Source organism: Hymenobacter sp. HDW8 (assembly GCF_011305775.1).
GTDB classification, from domain to species: domain Bacteria; phylum Bacteroidota; class Bacteroidia; order Cytophagales; family Hymenobacteraceae; genus Hymenobacter; species Hymenobacter radiodurans.
Genome location: NZ_CP049907.1, coordinates 167,632 through 183,414, shown reverse-complemented (window position 1 = coordinate 183,414; position 15,783 = coordinate 167,632). Strand labels below are relative to the sequence as shown.

Genomic DNA, 15,783 nt, shown 5'->3' with positions numbered 1-15,783 from the left:
TCATGCTCGTACGTGCTGAACTCAGAAAGCTCCTGCCCTACCGCACGGTCTGGATTGTGCTGGCGCTCTTTGTGGGGCTGCTGGCTTTCTTCGTTTCGGTGGGTGGCAACGTGACTATCAATGGGCAGACCATGGGCAGCACCCTGTATGCGTTTCCGGGTTTGTGGACCAAATTGGCTTACGTCGCTAGCTATTTTCATTTGCTGCTGGGCATTCTGCTCATCATTCTGATTACCGACGAATTTCAGTTTCGCACCTTCCGCCAACAGCTCATCGATGGGTTATCGCCGGCGGGGCTGATACAGGGAAAAATAGCCGTATCGGGGCTGCTTACGCTGTTTGGGATGCTAGTAGTGCTGTTGGTCGGGCTTTACTTCGGCCTTAGGTATGCCACCGATTCCAGCACTTCGCCCGCAGAAGGATTGTTCGACGCGCTGCTTCGCTACGGTGTGCAGGCGCTGGCCTACCTCAGCTTGGCCGCTCTGTTTGGCTTCCTGATTCGCAAGAGCGGACCCGCCATTCTGCTTTTTCTGCTCTATTCGTGGGTAATTGAGCCCCTGCTGCGCCTGCCCGTCGATGATCAGATTGATCGTTATTTCCCCACCAAAGTATTTTCCAGCCTTACACCCAACCCCTCGCAGGCTGTTCTCGAAACCATGACCGGCCCCACCAGCGCCCTCAGCGCCGCACAGGCCGTGCCGCTTGCCCTCACCTATGCCGCTCTCTTCTGGCTCGGCAGCTACCTGTTGCTTCGTTACCGGGATTTGTAGGTCTGAGGCCATCTAACAAAGCTGCCAACACAAAAAAGCCCCCCAGATGATATCTGGGGGGCTTTTTTCCTAAAGTGTATAGTAGAAACTACGGTTGCTTTTCTTCCGACAGCGAATTGGCGTAGTTCACAATAAAGGCCAGTTCGCGGGCGATAGTAAAGTTCAGGTTGTTCTGCTTGGCATACTTCTCAATCTGGCGGGCCTGCTTTGGGTAAGCAGCCAACAAATCCTTTTTCGGATTGCGCAGCGGAATAATATTGCCCGTGGCCGTACCCAGATAGAAATTGTCTTTTATCTCCGAATACGAGCCAGCATAGCGCGCAGGCCCCGCCGGATACCCACCGTACGCACCGCCATACCCATATGGGCCGGCAGCGTACACCGGCCGCTCCACTAGGGCTTCACGGCGCAACAACACGGTAGGGCCGCTACTCAACTGCTCAAAAAACGCCGGCGATTTGTAGTCGCTGTAGTCGTTGTCGCGGTTCCAGCGGTAGGTTCGAAATACCCGCACCAAGCTCGTATCAGGCCGCTCCCGGCGCTTGGGTAGCGGTCCGTTGAAGAACGCTGGGCTGCCGTAATAGTAGCCCCGGCGTGCATCGTAAAAGTCGTCGTAGTAATACGCGTCGCGGCGACGATCGAACTGCTCACCTTTAACCGCAAAGCTTTGCACCGCCACTGCCGAGAGCGTACTGATGGTATTATCAGGCATGGTCATGCGCACCACGTCCTCGTTGCGGTGCAGCACCAAAGGGCCTTCCAGCGTGTCGCCGTTGGCCAGCAGAATGGTGCTGCCCGCAAACTCCTGCACGAAGTTGCTGCGCTGCGCTAAGGCAACCGAAACGGGATACAAGCTGAACACCAGGGCGGCCGCGCCGGCACTCAAAACGGAACGCAGGATCTTCATAGCCAGAGTAATATAGCCAAAAAACGCGTTTTCCGGCCTTTGGGCTACAATTCTTTTTCGGCTTCTACCGTCGTTTTACCGGGGTGCGGCTTACTCAGAATCATATGGCCGAGCTTATCACGCTTGGTGGTTAAATAACTCTGGTTATGTTGGTTGGGTTCAATTTCGATGGCTACGGTTTCCACAATTTCGAGTCCGTAACCCATCAGGCCAGTACGCTTGCGGGGGTTGTTAGTTAGCAAGCGCATCTTGCTAATTCCTAAGTCGCGCAGAATAGAAGCGCCCACGCCATAATCGCGCTCATCCATCCCAAAACCCAGCTCTACATTGGCCTCCACCGTGTCGCGGCCTTGCTCCTGCAACTTGTAGGCTTTCAGCTTATTAAGCAAGCCAATTCCCCTACCTTCTTGGTTCATGTACACCACCACACCCCGACCAGCCTTGTCGATCTGCTCCATGGCGCGGTGCAATTGCGGACCACAGTCGCAGCGGCAAGAGCCGAAAATATCACCGGTTACGCAAGAAGAGTGCACCCGTACCAGCGGTGGCTCAGAGCCAGTTAGGTCTCCTTTTACTAAGGCTAAGTGCTGAGCACCATTGGAGCGCTGGGTGAAAGCATAAAGGTCGAAATCGCCCCATTGCGTGGGCAATTTGACGGTGATGTCACGCGTAATCAGGCTCTCTTTAGCCAGCCGATACTTGATCAGGTCCTGTACCGAAATCAGCTTTAAATTCCAGCGCTGGGCCACCTCCTCTAGGTCGGGCAGGCGGGCCATTTCACCGTCTTCCTTCAGAATCTCCACCAGCACTCCAGCCGGCTCAAACCCCGCCAAACGCGCTAAGTCAACAGCGGCCTCGGTGTGGCCGGCACGACGCAACACCCCTTCCTTACGCGCTTTCAGCGGAAAAATGTGCCCCGGCTTACCGAGCTCTTCCGGCTTGGTAGTGGGGTCAATGAGGGCCATGATGGTCTTGGAGCGGTCAGAAGCGGAAATACCCGTCGTGACACCGTGGGTCAGCAAGTCAACCGATACCGTGAAAGGAGTCGCGTGCAAAGCCGTATTGCGGCCTACCATTAGCTCCAAACCCAACTCCTCGCAGCGGTCTTCAGTCAGCGGTGCGCACACCAAGCCGCGGCCGTGAGTGGCCATAAAATTTACAATTTCGGGGGTAGCACAGCGGGCAGCACAGATAAAGTCGCCTTCGTTTTCGCGGTCTTCGTCGTCGACCACGATAACTACTTTGCCGGCGCGGATATCGGCAATGGCGTCTTCTATAGAATTAAGCATGAACGTAGGTGAAGCAGATTAAAAAATGTTGCGGGGGGCAAATTTGGTCGCAAAGCTGGCAGAACAACCACCAACGGCGCCACGAAGTTACGACAGGCAAAATTCTCGAATGGCGAACCGCTATATAAGCGAGTTGAGCCAGAGTTTAACCTGTTAAAGGGCACTGGAGGAACGCGAATGCCGGCCTCTATTCTTTTGCCAACTCGGTAGCGCGTTGCTGAGCCGCTTTTATCCCATCTACCAGCGTTTCGGCTAGGTGACCCGCCCGGAAAGTACGCAACGCTGCTTCCGTGGTGCCGCCTTTGGACGCCACATTGGCAATAAGCTGGTCGATGCTTTGGTCGGAATTGTTCAGCAAATGAAAGGCCCCCAGCATCGTCTGCTTTACCAGCAGCCCCGCCACCGACTCCGAGAACCCCAGCTCCTGCCCAGCTCGCATCATAGCCTGCACGATGTAATAAAAGTACGCCGGCCCACTGCCACTGACGGCCGTAACAGCATCGAGCAGGCTCTCATCTTCCATAAAAATAGACCGCCCCGTAGCATTAAGGAGGTTTTCGACCTGATGTAACCGCGTACGGCTTACCTCTGAAGACGCCGAAAAACCCGTGATTCCCATGCCCAGCAACGCCGGCGTATTCGGCATCGCCCGCAATATCTGCCGATGGTTCAACTCTCGCTGCAAACGCGAAATCGGGATGCCAGCCATGATGGATACCACTACCTGCTCGGGTTGTAGCACCTGCCGTAGCCCATCAGCTACCCGGCCAAAATCCTGAGGCTTCACCGCAACTAATACTACATCGTAGCTACCAACCTCGGCGGATAACAAGGCCGTTGGCATACCCAGCTGGCTGGCATTCAGGCGCTCACAATGCGCGTCGTCGCGGCCAAGCAGCAGCATATCGGTGCGCGCCACAAGGTTGTACTGCAGAAACGCTTTCGCAAAAGCCTGCCCCATGTTGCCGCAGCCCAGAATGGCGATGCGTAAGTTCTTATTCATGCGGATAAAGTCAATTCATGATTAGCAGAGAAGCTCATTTCATTGCTACTCTGCTCAGCAACTTCGCCGGCAGTCCCCGTTGCTATTTAAGCTAAATTCAGGAATGCTCCGTGCTTATCCTAGGCCTTTTCAAACAGGCGCTCCAATCGGCTGGTAGCCGTGGCCCAGTTGTAGTTTTCGCGCACAAACTCAAGCCCCCGCTGGGCCAATGCTTTGGCCTGTTCAGTCTTCGCGAGCAGGTCGCTGATGTGCGCTGCCAGTTCGGCCGCAGTTTGGCCAACTAGTAAATGTTCTCCTACTGTTCCGCGTAAGGCATTGTTTGCTAGCGGGGTTGTAACACACGGCAGGCGCATGGCCATGGCTTCGAGCAGCTTGTTCTGCAAGCCCGTGCCCACACGCATGGGCGCCACAAATACGCCGGCCGCCGCGTATGCCTCCCGAATATCGGAGAGCCAGCCGCTAACTGTGACGGCGGGTGAGGCCAGCGCCAGTACTCGGGGCGCCGGCGTGGTGCCCGCAATCAGCAGACGAGCCTGCGGATGACGCTGCCGCACCAGGGGCAAAATTTCCTCGGCCAGAAACACGGCGGCATCCACATTCGGGTGGTAGTTCATGTTGCCGCAAAACAGAATCTCGTATTCTTTTTTGCTCTGTACGGGCCGGAAATAGCTGGTATCAATACCGTTCAGCACCACCTCAATCTCGGCCCGCCGCGGGTGATCGATAAGCTGGCGGTCCTGGTCGGAAATGATGGTGTGGTGGCGAAACCACTCAAATGCTGCCGCCTCGTAAGTGCGCAGGCGTTGGGCTTCGAGCTGAAACACCGGTCGCTGCCACTGGGGGGCTTTTTCGGCCCGGCGCTGCATGCCCGCCGAGAATACATCCATGTAATCGAGGGTGCAAGGCAGCCGCTCCGCGTGCGGACGCAGGTACTCAGCCATGCGGATGAGCTGGCAGTAAGCGTGGTCGGGCTGAAACTGCGCGATTAGCTGGTCGAGGCAGCGCTGGGCCTTGGCATCGTGAAAGTAACCCACCTGCAATGGCAGCCCACTAGCCAGGGCGCGCGTCATATTCAGGCCGATGCGAGGCCGGCGCAGCTGATGAATGTGTAGTCCACCCGCACAGAGTGGCGTTACGGCCGCCAGCGCAGATGGCGACACGGGTTCATCAGTGAGGGCAAACAGGCAAATCTCGTGGCGCTGAGCTAAGTAGCGAAGCTGATGGAAGGCACGCAGCTTGTCGCCTTTGTCAAGCGGATAAGGAAACCGGGACAGCAGGACGAGCAGCTTCATGGGGGGCAAAGTTAGGCGCCGGGGGCAGCCAAGCTGCGGTACAAGTCTACAAAGTGGTTTACAACCTGAAGATTATCGTACGTGCTCAAGATAGTTTTGCGGGCTGCCTGCCCGATTCGGGCCTGATCTAATTCGCCGTTGTAATAGCTTGCAATACGGTTAATCCACTCGCTGGGCTCATCACAAAGCACAATATCGTGGCCGTTGCGTACGCTGATCCCTTCGGAGCCTAAGCCCGTGCTAATGATACACTTGCCCAGCGCCATGCCCTCAATAATCTTGATGCGCATGCCGCCGCCGCTCAGCAAGGGCACTATCATGATTTCATAGCGCTGCATAAACTCCGCCGCCGACTCAACGAAGCCGTGCACGAATACATTGCCCCCCGCAGCCGCAAGATGCGCTCAGGCGTATCCTTACCAGCAATGTGAAGCTCCAGCTCCGGCATCTGCTCGTGCACATAAGGCCACACATTGGTCAGAAACCAGTCGAAGCCTTCCAGATTGGGTAGCCAGTTAAGCGAGCCAATCATAAACAGCGTTCTGGGCTTGGGCTGAATAGCCGCATCTATTTGAAACCGCTTCAAGTCCACGCCGGCCGGAATAAATACCACCGGCTCCGGGCAGCCCATGGTCCGTAGGCGGCGCTGATCAGGCGCCGTAATGGCGGCCACGGCATTAAAACGGGGCAAATACTTTTCCTCGAAACGCTTCAGCCCGTTCGCCAGATGATGCAGATACATGGCTTTGATCGGGTTGCGCTCCCGCTCCGCCAACATTTTCCAGATCGTATGCTCCACGTTGTGCGCGCGCAGCACTACTGGCAGGTTGAGGACTTCGGCCCGAATAATATCCACATACCACGCCACGAACGTGCCCTCCACCTGCACCACGTCGAAGCGCTCCGTGCGGAGCAGTTGCCTCAACTCCGTCACCATCTGCGGGCTTATAAACCGCTCAACATTATAGGGCACTTTACCCAAAAGCAGGTTTTTCAGCGCCTTTACGGGGTTCAGGCGCGTATCAATGGGCACCGTGAGTAGGCGTACGCCAGGCAAGTGGCTCAATACATCCGCTGCCTGCTCGTGTTTGGGCGTGTTGGCGGCCAGTACAGTTACGCAGTGCCCCGCACGGGCCAGGCCAGCAGCAACGTCGTACATGGCAATGGCGCCTCCGTCATGAGGCGGAAACGGCACGCGCGGACAAAGCTGCAGGATATGCACCGGTAGTATTATAATAAGTATATATTATTCGGGAGTCGCAAAGCTACAAAGAACACACAGGCGACCAAGCCCTAGCTATACACGAACTATGGCAGCAGTTAAGGAACAGCGCCGCGTTATGTAAGCCCCCGTTTTATAGTTATGCGAGGCGCCTCGTGTAACTTCAATCGACACGACTGACTTTTAACCCATCAAACGCAGCTACTCACATGAACCGATTTATTCTTTTCCTGTCGTGCGTTTTGGTGTGCTATCATGGCGCGGCGCAGCCCGGCAACCAAACGGTCCTGGGCCACACGGACAGCCTCCGGTCCACGATACTGAAAGAAAACCGAAAATTTTATGTCCACGTGCCCGCTGGTGCAGCAGGCCAGGCGGCCACACAACGCTACCCGGTGGTGTACTTATTCGATGCCGACGCCCAGTTTGCCGCGGCGACGAGCATGATTCAATACCTCAGCACCAACTACAACGCGCTGTGTCCGCAAATGATCGTGGTCGGCCTGCTGCATCCAGACAGACGAAAAGATTTGACCCCCACACACGTGGTCGCCGACCCACCTTTTTGGGCGCCGGGTGCCAGCAAAACGACTGGAGGGGGCGAACCATTTATTGCGTTTATCGAACAGGAATTGATGCCATATATCGACGCGCACTACCCGACCCAACCCCGCAAAATGCTGATCGGCCACTCTCTTGGGGGGCTTGCCGTGATGCAAATTTTTGTGCACCACACCCGTTTGTTTGATTCCTACATCTGCCTTGACCCAAGCATGTGGTGGGACAACCAAGCCCTGTTGAAAGAAACAAAACGGGCGCTGGAAACCAGGCGTTTTCACGGAACCTCCCTCTACCTAGGCATTGCCAACACGGCGGACGAGGGCATGGACGTAACTACGGTGCTAACGGATACCACAATGGCTACCCTGCACATGCGGAGCGCCTTACAATTGCAGCGATATTTTGAGCACAACCAGCAAAATGGGTTGAAGTACCGAGGAAAGTATTACCAAGACGACAGCCACATGTCGGTTCCCTTTATTGCAGAATACGAAGCGCTGCGTTTCCTGTTTGGCGCAGAGCGAAAGTAGCACGATGCCACGCTGCACGTAACCGCGCCCGCGCTACTGTGTCGCTCATTTACGACAGAACTGCGGCCGCGAGAAGTAGAAAGGAACCAACAAAAGCCCCCCATCATAAAGACTCGAATTGTCAGGTGGAAAGCGACATAAGCAGGTAAGGCACCGACCTACGGCCACGCCTGCTGGAGTCAAGTGCTTGCAAGCCCGATTCGGTTCAGTGAAACGGTGATTTAAGCGGCCACCGTATTTTAGATAGGGTTTGAGCAGGGCCAGTTATTGCGGTTAGGCAAGTGTCAAAATGGCTGTAGAATCAGTTCTGAGACCTCTACAACAGCCACGTAGGTTATACTTGAAGAGCTCGTCGCATGTACGCCGCTTGGTGGGCCGAAGCTCCGCTAGTTTTGATTACCTCTACAGCATATATATGTCCTTCCCCGGCTAACTTGTTTGCACCACTAACTCCCTGCAGGCCAACGGAGACGGAATTGGCAACCATGCCAAAACATTATAGTGAAATAAATAGATATAGTTAAAAAAAATGAATATACTTCATTCACACCACGCCCTACCAAACGGCAGCAGGGCAGCGTGAGAATGGATTTACTCACTCAGGCGTATGGAAAAAAAGTTCTACTGGCTTGTTTTTCTGCTTATTAGCGCCCTTACACGCGGTGTACAGATCCTTCTGTCCCGACCTGCCATCAGCTTATCCCTAAGTGGGAGTGGGACTCGCGGCTACGCTTTCCCTACCCTCCAGGATTATATCGCTACTCCAGTTCAAGGAAACGACCTGATGAGCTTGGGCATGGATGCCCACATGGTTCTCCTTTACGCAGCTAAGTCCGCCTGCGGAAAGTGTGACAGTCCCTTACTTCCTGCCTTTTTTCGCTTACCCTGTGCCAAGAGCCTTACGTGGTTAAAGGGGTACCAATCAACTGGCTGATGTTATGGGCTGAGGAGCAGATCCTTAGCCATGCACTAACACCTGTCAACCAGACTACATACACATCACGCTTACCAGTACTTTTTGCCTTACGCTTTTGTCGGGTTTCGTCGCGATTGTTGCAGCACTTTTCGGAGCCCGGGCCTTTAAAATTCCCACCATTTCACTTTTTCACTTATGAACAACAACTTGTACCAACAGTACACATTGGATGAGTCAGGGGACGCCGTTCCGGCTGGCGCCCATCAGCCGACCTGGCTACGGGTGCTAATCGTAGGCTTCCTCCTCCTGCTGTTTCCGATTCTGAGCCAGGCACAAGCTACTCGGTCCGTTTCGGGCAAGGTGGTAGATGCGCAGTCCGCTGGCCTGCCGGGCGTGACGGTTATCATTCCGGGAACGACCACGGGAACTAGCACAGGCGCGGATGGCACCTTTGAATTGACCGTGCCCGAGGGTACAACGACCCTGTCCTTCTCCTCTATTGGCTATAGCTCCCAGCAGGTTTCTATTGCGGGCAAGTCTACAGTGCAGGTAGCCATGCAGGAGGATACCCAGAAGCTGAACGAAGTCGTTGTAACGGGCTACGGCACAACGCGGAAACAAGATTTGACCGGGGCGGTGGCAGTAATTGGCGAAAAGGAATTCAACAAGGGAACGTTTACTTCCCCGGACCAGCTTCTTCAGGGTCGCGTGTCGGGGGTGCAGGTGAGCAACAACAGCGGGCAGCCCGGCGGACCGTCCACTATCCGAATCCGCGGCAACTCCGCCGTAACTGGTACTGGCCAGCCTCTCTACGTGATAGACGGCGTGCCGCTTGATGGTCGCACGGCACGGCCCGGCCTGGTGGCCTCGGCCGACGTGGGCGCTGGCGCCGACAGCAACCCGCTTAACTTCCTCAACCCCGACGATATCGAGACCTTCACCGTGCTCAAGGATGCCTCGGCCACGGCTATCTACGGCTCAAGGGCCGCCTACGGGGTAGTGCTTATTACCACTAAAAAAGGCCGCACGGGCGCCCCGACACTCAGTATTGGGGCCTCAACCGGCTTCTCGACGCTGCTGCGCCGGCCTGAGTTTCTTGACGCCGGCCAGTACCGGGAGGCTCTCACCTACTACGGGGCACCAGCCACCAACGACAAGGGAAGCGACGTGGACGCGCTGGAGGAAATTCTGCGCACCGGCTATTTGCAAAATTACAACGTAGCCATGAGCGGGGGCGGTGAAACCGGCCGCTACCGTATTTCCCTGGGCTACCTCGACCAGGATGGCATCGTACGCAAAACCGGATTCAAGAAGTACAGCGCCAACCTCTCCACCAACCTGCAATTCTTGGAAAGCAAGAAGCTGGGCGTGGACGTAAACATCGCGACCAGCCAGTTCCAAGAAGAGCTGGCCAACATTACGACCGACGCCGGCTTCCGGGGCAGCCTCATCGGGCAGGCGTTGCAGTGGAACCCCACCCAGCCCCTGCGCAACCAGGACGGGTCGCTCTTTATTCAGGCCGGCGACGTGGTGAATCCCTTGGCAGCCCAGGAGCTTTACAACGATGCCTCGCGGGTGAATACCATTCTAGCCAGCATTGCGCCTTCGTATAAGTTTACCAGCTGGCTCGAATACCGGATGCTGCTGAGCGTAAACTACAACAGCGGCGAGCGGCGCACATCTATTGACCAGCGTCTGATAAACTATCCCGGTATTGAAGGGCAGGGTTTTGCAGCCATCAGCAACAATGAGCTCGTAACCCAGCAGATCGTTCACACGCTTAACTTCAACCGAGAAGTAGCAACTGACCTGAACCTGAATGCAGTGCTGGGCTACGAGTACACAAAGTTTAGTAATTCAGGCTCCAACGTGAATGCGTTTGGTAATCGGGATGAAGGCGGCTTCGGCAACTTCGGCCTCGATTACACCAACTACATTCAGTATTCGGCCGCCGGCAACCGCCAGGTGTCTTCCTTCTTCGACCCGTCGTCAGAGCTGCAATCGGTATTTGGTCGGGCCATCTTCAGCTATAAGGACCGGTACGTACTGACCGGTACGCTGCGCCGGGATGAAAGCACCAAGTTCGGACCGAACAATCGGGTGGGCTACTTTCCTTCGTTTGCCGCGGCCTGGGATCTAAGCCAGGAAGCTTTCTTCCCGGCCGAGCGGCTTACCCAGCTTAAGCTGCGGGCCGGCTACGGCCTTACCGGCAACCAGGAGTTTCCGGCCGGCGCGGCCCAGTTTCGCTACACCCTCGACAACAACGGCGCCCAGTCGCCGCTCAACGACGCGAACGATGATTTGAAGTGGCAGGCCGACGCCCAGTTCAACGTGGGCATTGATATCGGGGCCTTCAACAACCGCCTCACCTTCTCGGCTGACTACTTCAACAAAACGACCACCGATATCCTCTTCCCGACGACCCCCGGCGAGCCCCGTCCCGCCAACGCGGCTATTCGCTGGGACAACCTCGACGCTAAGATTGTAAACAAAGGCGTAGAGATGTCCCTGGGAACTACGCTGGTGACCAACGAGCAAGTGGAGGTGAGTTTCAATGCTAACGCCACTTTCATTCGCAATGAAGTGTCAGATCTGGTAGGCCCCCCATTATAACTGGAGCCATCAACGGTCAGGGCCTGTCAGGGGCTACGTCCCAACTCATTAGGAACGGCTACCCCATCAATGCCTTCTTCCTGCCTCAATTCAACGGTCTCAACGAGCAGGGCTTATCTAATCCAATTGATCTAGCAAACCCAGTTTACGCTGGTAGCCCCAACCCCCGTACGTTGCTGGGCCTAGGTGCCAACGCTCGTTACGGCAAGCTCGCCCTGGTGGCAAACATGACCGGCGTGTTCGGTCAGTACATCTATAACAACACGGTCAACGCAGTGGGCAATGTGGGCCAGATTGGGGCCGGCAAAAATATTGCCCTCTCTACGTTTGAAAATCCAATTAAGGAGTCATTAGGTAATCCAGCGGCGGCCAATACGCGCTATCTGGAAAAGGGAAATTTTCTCAAAATGTCTAACCTGACGCTTTCCTATGCCCTCGGCGACGTGAGCACATTCATAAAGGGCGCTCGGGTGTATGTTACGGGTCAGAATCTGTTCGTGCTTACCGACTACGATGGGTTTGACCCGGAAGTAAACACCGTGAAGCGCGGAGCCAACCAAGTGCCCTCGGTTGGAATCGATTACCTACCCTACCCCAGCGCCCGCACCTTTACGTTCGGCGTTAATTTCAATCTGTAACCTCTGCTTTTCCCACCATGAGATATTCTAAGATTGCCTGTGCAGCTGCCGTCCTGGCTTTATTACAGGCGGCTACTAGTTGTGAAATTGACGAAACGCTGGAAGGTCAGCTGACGGAAAGCCAAGTTCGGCGCGGCGAGCTTACCTCACTGCTCCAGGGCGTGTATAATGCTCAGCGCGAACCTATTCAGGGTCACGTAAGCGTGTTTGCCCTCCAGGAAGTGTCCACCGATTCCCGCATCATGCCCACCCGCGGGCCAGACTGGGACGATAATGGCAAGTGGCGCGCCCTCTACAACCATACCTGGGATGCCAATAATGAGCGGGTGCGGGAAACCTACACCCAACTCAATGGCATCATCTACGCTTCCACTGACCTGCTGCGCTTCTCCCCTTCCCCCCAGCAGGAAGCTGAGTCCCGGTTTCTGCGGGCCTGGGCTATGTATCTGGTGCTCGACCTCTACGACCAGGTGCTCTATCGAGAGCCCGGCGAGAACCTGAGCGAACTGGCGCGGGTGCGCAAGGGCACTGAGGCGCTCGACTACATCGTCAGCGAGCTGAACGCTATTCAAGCCAACCTGCCCGATGCCCCTGTTAGTCGCGCCACTAAGGACGCGACCAAGGTGCTGCTGATGAAGTGCTACCTCAATAAGGGTGTATACGCCAATCGGCAGTCCCCAACCTTCGCGGCGGCTGATATGAACCAGGTGATTAAGCTGGCCGACGAGATCATCAACACCGGCAAGTACTCGTTTACGCCCAACTACTTCGACAACTTCGCGCCCAACAACGGGGCTATTGGCCGGGAGAACATCTTCACGCAGGCCAATACCTTCGGCAATAGCGGCCCCGTGCGCGACTTGTGGAAGTTCGTGTCGCACTACAACATGCGGCCCGTGGACGGCTATAACGGTCCGGCAGCCCCGGCGGAACTCTACGACTTGTTTGAGGCGACCGATAAGCGCCGGGGCGTGGCCTACGACGTAGCAGGCGGGCCCGCCAACCCCGGCCGGCGGATCAACGTGGGCTTCTTGATTGGTCAGCAGTACAATCTGGCTACCGATGCTCCCCTTACTACCCGGGGCGGGGCCCCGCTGGCGTTCACCAAGGAAATTAACTTGTTTGAAACCGGGGCTGACCTCGAAGCGAAGGGTATCCGGCCCATAAAATACCCCGTGGATTACCCAAGTGAGGCCAAAGGAGGCAACGGCGCTGAAAATGACCATGTATCCTTCCGCCTAGCCGATGTGCTGCTGATGAAGGCCGAAGCCATCCTGCGGGGCGGCACGCCTACCAATGCCGGAGGATTCGGGGGTACGGCCCTAGCCATCGTGAACTCGTTACGCACTCACCCTTCGCGCGGAGCCAGTGCTCTCACCTCGCTTAACCTCGACGCGTTGCTCGCCGAGCGGGGCCGGGAACTGTATAGCGAGTCGTGGCGGCGGCAGGATATGATTCGGTTCGGCAAGTTTCTGCTGGCGCGCAAAGACAAGCCCCAGAGCGACCCGAAATACCTGATCTATCCTATACCGCAAACCCAGGTGGATGTGAACCGTAACATCACGCAGAACCCAGGCTACTAGCCTTTGGTAGCACACAAACCGGCCGTTGGTTACTGCTGAACGGCAGCAGCCAGCGGCCGACTTGTGTCCGTCGTCTTCCTACCCCATTGCTTAATTTCTACTCCGACAAACGCAGTTGGGCGCTACCCGCTACTCTGAAGCTAGGCGGTAAGCCTTGACAGAACAATTACCCGACCCTTACGCCGGCCGCAACCCTGGCAATATTGCCCTGGTAGCCTTTAGTGCTACCCCTACGCTAAGCCTTATTTTGCTTAGTTCATTTACTTCCCGCCTGCCCCACCTCACTCCTCCCGAATGCCGAAATTTGCCCCCCACCCCCGAAAAAAGCCCCCCGGAATCGGTCCGTTGGTCTAAGTACGCTGGCTTTGTTTTTCATGATGATTTTGCCCCCCGCGCTGGCCCAAGCACCCGACCCGTGGCGCATTGCCGCTGATAAAATTGACCCCAGCAAGTACTATGGCGTGACAGTGGCCAACGGCATGATCGGCATTGTGTCGTCGCCGGCGCCGTTTCAGGTTAAAAACGTAGTGCTGGCCGGCGCTTATGATCAGTACGGTCGGGGGCGGGTGAGCAATTTCCTCAACAGCTTTAACCTGCTGAATATGTACCTGGAAGTGGATGGCCGGCGGCTGGGTCCCCAGGATGCGAGCAACTTTCGCCAGGAACTGGACATGCGCCGCGCCGCCCTCACCACCACCTTCGACTACCAGGACAAAGCTACCATCAGCTACACCTACTACGCCCTGCGCCACTTGCCCTTTACCGTGCTGTTGGATGTGAGTATCGTCGCCAAAAAAGACCTCGCCCTGACGGCGGCCAGTGTGATGGAAACCCCGGACGCGCTGCGCGATGCCCAGAACTACTACAACGAGATTGATAGGCCCCACGTCACGCTCAGCCTGCTCACTTCCTCGGCCCAAAGCCCCACGGGCAAGCTGCAGCTTTGCGCCTCCAACAGCTTTTTGTTTAACGAGGCGCATGGGCAGGAGCCCCGGGTGATTCACGAGATGTGGGATAACAACATGCACCTGATGAAATTCAGCAAAAAGCTACCCGCGGGGCAAACCTACACCTACGCCGTAGCCGGCTCGTCCATCACCTCCGCCCACCACGCCGACCCGCTGAACGAGGCCGAGCGCCTAACCATTTTTGCCCGCCTTGAAGGCAAAGACCGGCTGCTGGCTTTCCACACCAAAGCCTGGAATGAGCTCTGGCAGAGCGACATCCAGATTGATGGCGACCCACAGGCCCAACAGGACGTGCGCAGTATGCTCTACCACCTCTACAGCTTTTCGCGGGCCGGCACCGACTATTCTCCCTCGCCCATGGGCTTGTCGGGGCTGGGCTATAATGGCCACGTCTTCTGGGATACCGATGTGTGGATGTTTCCGGTGCTGGCGGTTATGCATCCGGAAATCGCTAAATCATTGATAGAGTACCGCTTCCGGCGCCTGGAGGCGGCCCGGCGCAACGCCTTTGCCCACGGGTACCAGGGCGCCATGTACCCGTGGGAAAGTGCCGATACGGGCGTGGAAGAAACCCCGGTCTGGGCCCTGAGCGGCCCCTTTGAGCACCATATTTCGGCCTGCGTGGCCCTGGCCGCATGGCAGTATTACTGCGTAACTCAAGATAAGGAATGGCTGCGCGAGAAAGGCTGGCCTATCCTATCCGCTACGGCCGACTTCTGGGCCAGCCGCGTGGAGCGCAACGGCCCCGGCCGCTACGATATCAAGAACGTAGTAGCCGCCGACGAATGGGCCGAAAACGTGGACAACGACGCTTTCACCAACGCTGCCGCCCAGGTAAACCTGCGCAACGCCACGGCCGCCGCTAAGCTGCTCGGGTTGAAGGCCAACGCTGATTGGCTGCACGTGGCCCAGAATATCCCAATCCTGAAAATGGCGGACGGCGTGACCCAGGAGCACGCCACTTACAAGGGCGAAGGCATCAAGCAGGGCGACGTGAATCTGCTGGCTTACCCGCTGAATGTAATTACGGCGCCAGCCCAGATTCGAAAAGACCTAGCTTATTACGAAACCCGCGTTCCGAATGAAGGTACGCCCGCGATGACCCAAGCCATCTTCGCGCTGCTGTACGCGCGCCTCGGCGACGCCAGCAAGGCCAAGCTGTGGTTCAAAGACGCCTACGAACCCAACTTGCTGCCACCCTTCCGCGTTATTGCCGAAACCAAGGGCGGCACCAATCCCTATTTCGCCACCGGCGCGGGGGCGTTTTACAGGCCGTGTTAATGGGTTTTGGGGGGCTAAATATTACGCCCACCGGCATTACCCAAAGCAAGACCACCTTGCCCACGGGCTGGCAGTCCGTCAAGATTACGGGTGTAGGCCCCCAGCGCAAAACCTACTCCGTTGGCCGCTAAGGCGCTGTAGCTCCTCGAACACGATAGCCACCCGGCCAATTCAGGCGCGCCGGGCCGGCCAGAATAGTACCAGACACTT

Annotated in this window: 14 protein-coding genes; 8 read left to right on the top strand and 6 right to left on the bottom strand. The window is 56.5% G+C overall.

Translation table 11 applies throughout. The features are described from left to right. Positions 1-2 precede the first annotated feature (2 nt). Positions 3-770, top strand: coding sequence for an ABC transporter permease (locus G7064_RS00795; protein WP_166072059.1), 768 nt, complete (start codon positions 3-5; stop codon positions 768-770). A gap of 88 nt (positions 771-858) precedes the next feature. Here the strand turns inward: G7064_RS00795 and G7064_RS00790 are convergent, their stop codons facing one another. The 6 genes from G7064_RS00790 to G7064_RS00765 all read right to left on the bottom strand — a co-directional run bounded on the left by G7064_RS00790 (position 859) and on the right by G7064_RS00765 (position 6,483). Next, positions 859-1,677 carry a hypothetical protein gene (locus G7064_RS00790; RefSeq protein WP_133273053.1) on the bottom strand — a complete coding sequence of 273 codons (819 nt, stop codon included), beginning with the start codon at positions 1,675-1,677 and terminating at the stop codon, positions 859-861. Positions 1,678-1,721: 44 nt separating this feature from the next. After that, complete coding sequence (locus G7064_RS00785; RefSeq protein WP_166072058.1) at positions 1,722-2,966, bottom strand: bifunctional 3,4-dihydroxy-2-butanone-4-phosphate synthase/GTP cyclohydrolase II; 1,245 nt, start codon at positions 2,964-2,966, stop codon at positions 1,722-1,724. A gap of 187 nt (positions 2,967-3,153) precedes the next feature. Further along, the gene (gene proC / locus G7064_RS00780) at positions 3,154-3,969 is read right to left on the bottom strand and encodes a pyrroline-5-carboxylate reductase (RefSeq protein ID WP_166072057.1); all 816 of its coding nucleotides are present in this window, start codon (positions 3,967-3,969) and stop codon (positions 3,154-3,156) included. Positions 3,970-4,088: 119 nt separating this feature from the next. Continuing rightward, positions 4,089-5,261 (bottom strand): glycosyltransferase, encoded by a 1,173-nt coding sequence (locus tag G7064_RS00775; protein WP_166072056.1) that lies wholly within the window; start codon positions 5,259-5,261, stop codon positions 4,089-4,091. An 11-nt stretch (positions 5,262-5,272) separates the two neighbouring features. Next, a complete protein-coding gene (locus G7064_RS00770; RefSeq protein ID WP_133273057.1) occupies positions 5,273-5,632 on the bottom strand; it encodes a glycosyltransferase in 360 nt (119 codons plus the stop codon). Next, positions 5,578-6,483 carry a glycosyltransferase family 4 protein gene (locus tag G7064_RS00765; protein WP_166072055.1) on the bottom strand — a complete coding sequence of 302 codons (906 nt, stop codon included), beginning with the start codon at positions 6,481-6,483 and terminating at the stop codon, positions 5,578-5,580. Before G7064_RS00765 ends, G7064_RS00770 begins: the two co-directional genes overlap by 55 nt. 245 nt (positions 6,484-6,728) lie before the next feature. On the opposite strand from G7064_RS00765, the gene G7064_RS00760 reads away from it, so the two are divergent. The 7 genes from G7064_RS00760 to G7064_RS22885 all read left to right on the top strand — a co-directional run bounded on the left by G7064_RS00760 (position 6,729) and on the right by G7064_RS22885 (position 15,704). After that, positions 6,729-7,574 carry an alpha/beta hydrolase gene (locus G7064_RS00760; RefSeq protein ID WP_240935903.1) on the top strand — a complete coding sequence of 282 codons (846 nt, stop codon included), beginning with the start codon at positions 6,729-6,731 and terminating at the stop codon, positions 7,572-7,574. A gap of 1,111 nt (positions 7,575-8,685) precedes the next feature. Beyond that, the gene (locus tag G7064_RS00755; protein ID WP_205711151.1) at positions 8,686-11,103 is read left to right on the top strand and encodes a SusC/RagA family TonB-linked outer membrane protein; all 2,418 of its coding nucleotides are present in this window, start codon (positions 8,686-8,688) and stop codon (positions 11,101-11,103) included. 173 nt (positions 11,104-11,276) lie between these two features. Continuing rightward, entirely contained in the window at positions 11,277-11,741 is a 465-nt protein-coding gene (locus G7064_RS21840) for a hypothetical protein (RefSeq protein ID WP_205711150.1), read from the top strand. A gap of 17 nt (positions 11,742-11,758) precedes the next feature. Further along, positions 11,759-13,324, top strand: a complete 1,566-nt coding sequence (locus G7064_RS00750; RefSeq protein ID WP_166072053.1) for a RagB/SusD family nutrient uptake outer membrane protein — start codon at positions 11,759-11,761, stop codon at positions 13,322-13,324. 154 nt (positions 13,325-13,478) lie between these two features. Next, a complete protein-coding gene (locus G7064_RS00745; protein ID WP_166072052.1) occupies positions 13,479-13,757 on the top strand; it encodes a hypothetical protein in 279 nt (92 codons plus the stop codon). Then, on the top strand, positions 13,699-15,573 hold the full coding sequence (locus G7064_RS00740) for a glycoside hydrolase family 65 protein (RefSeq protein ID WP_317172798.1): 1,875 nt from the start codon (positions 13,699-13,701) through the stop codon (positions 15,571-15,573). The genes G7064_RS00745 and G7064_RS00740 overlap by 59 nt, the downstream gene beginning before the upstream one ends. After that, positions 15,573-15,704: a hypothetical protein gene (locus tag G7064_RS22885; RefSeq protein WP_317172797.1), complete on the top strand. Its 132-nt coding sequence runs from the start codon at positions 15,573-15,575 to the stop codon at positions 15,702-15,704. The genes G7064_RS00740 and G7064_RS22885 overlap by 1 nt, the downstream gene beginning before the upstream one ends. Positions 15,705-15,783: the final 79 nt, after the last annotated feature.

Excerpts from the sequence above, each read along its gene's own strand:
- proC (WP_166072057.1), bottom strand. The coding sequence starts at position 3,969 with ATGAATAAGAACTTACGCATCGCCATTCTGGGCTGCGGCAACATGGGG.
- G7064_RS00750 (WP_166072053.1), top strand. The coding sequence starts at position 11,759 with ATGAGATATTCTAAGATTGCCTGTGCAGCTGCCGTCCTGGCTTTATTA.
- G7064_RS00755 (WP_205711151.1), top strand. The coding sequence starts at position 8,686 with ATGAACAACAACTTGTACCAACAGTACACATTGGATGAGTCAGGGGAC.
- G7064_RS00775 (WP_166072056.1), bottom strand. The coding sequence starts at position 5,261 with ATGAAGCTGCTCGTCCTGCTGTCCCGGTTTCCTTATCCGCTTGACAAA.
- G7064_RS00795 (WP_166072059.1), top strand. The coding sequence starts at position 3 with ATGCTCGTACGTGCTGAACTCAGAAAGCTCCTGCCCTACCGCACGGTC.
- G7064_RS22885 (WP_317172797.1), top strand. The coding sequence starts at position 15,573 with ATGGGTTTTGGGGGGCTAAATATTACGCCCACCGGCATTACCCAAAGC.
- G7064_RS00740 (WP_317172798.1), top strand. The coding sequence starts at position 13,699 with ATGATGATTTTGCCCCCCGCGCTGGCCCAAGCACCCGACCCGTGGCGC.
- G7064_RS00785 (WP_166072058.1), bottom strand. The coding sequence starts at position 2,966 with ATGCTTAATTCTATAGAAGACGCCATTGCCGATATCCGCGCCGGCAAA.
- G7064_RS00790 (WP_133273053.1), bottom strand. The coding sequence starts at position 1,677 with ATGAAGATCCTGCGTTCCGTTTTGAGTGCCGGCGCGGCCGCCCTGGTG.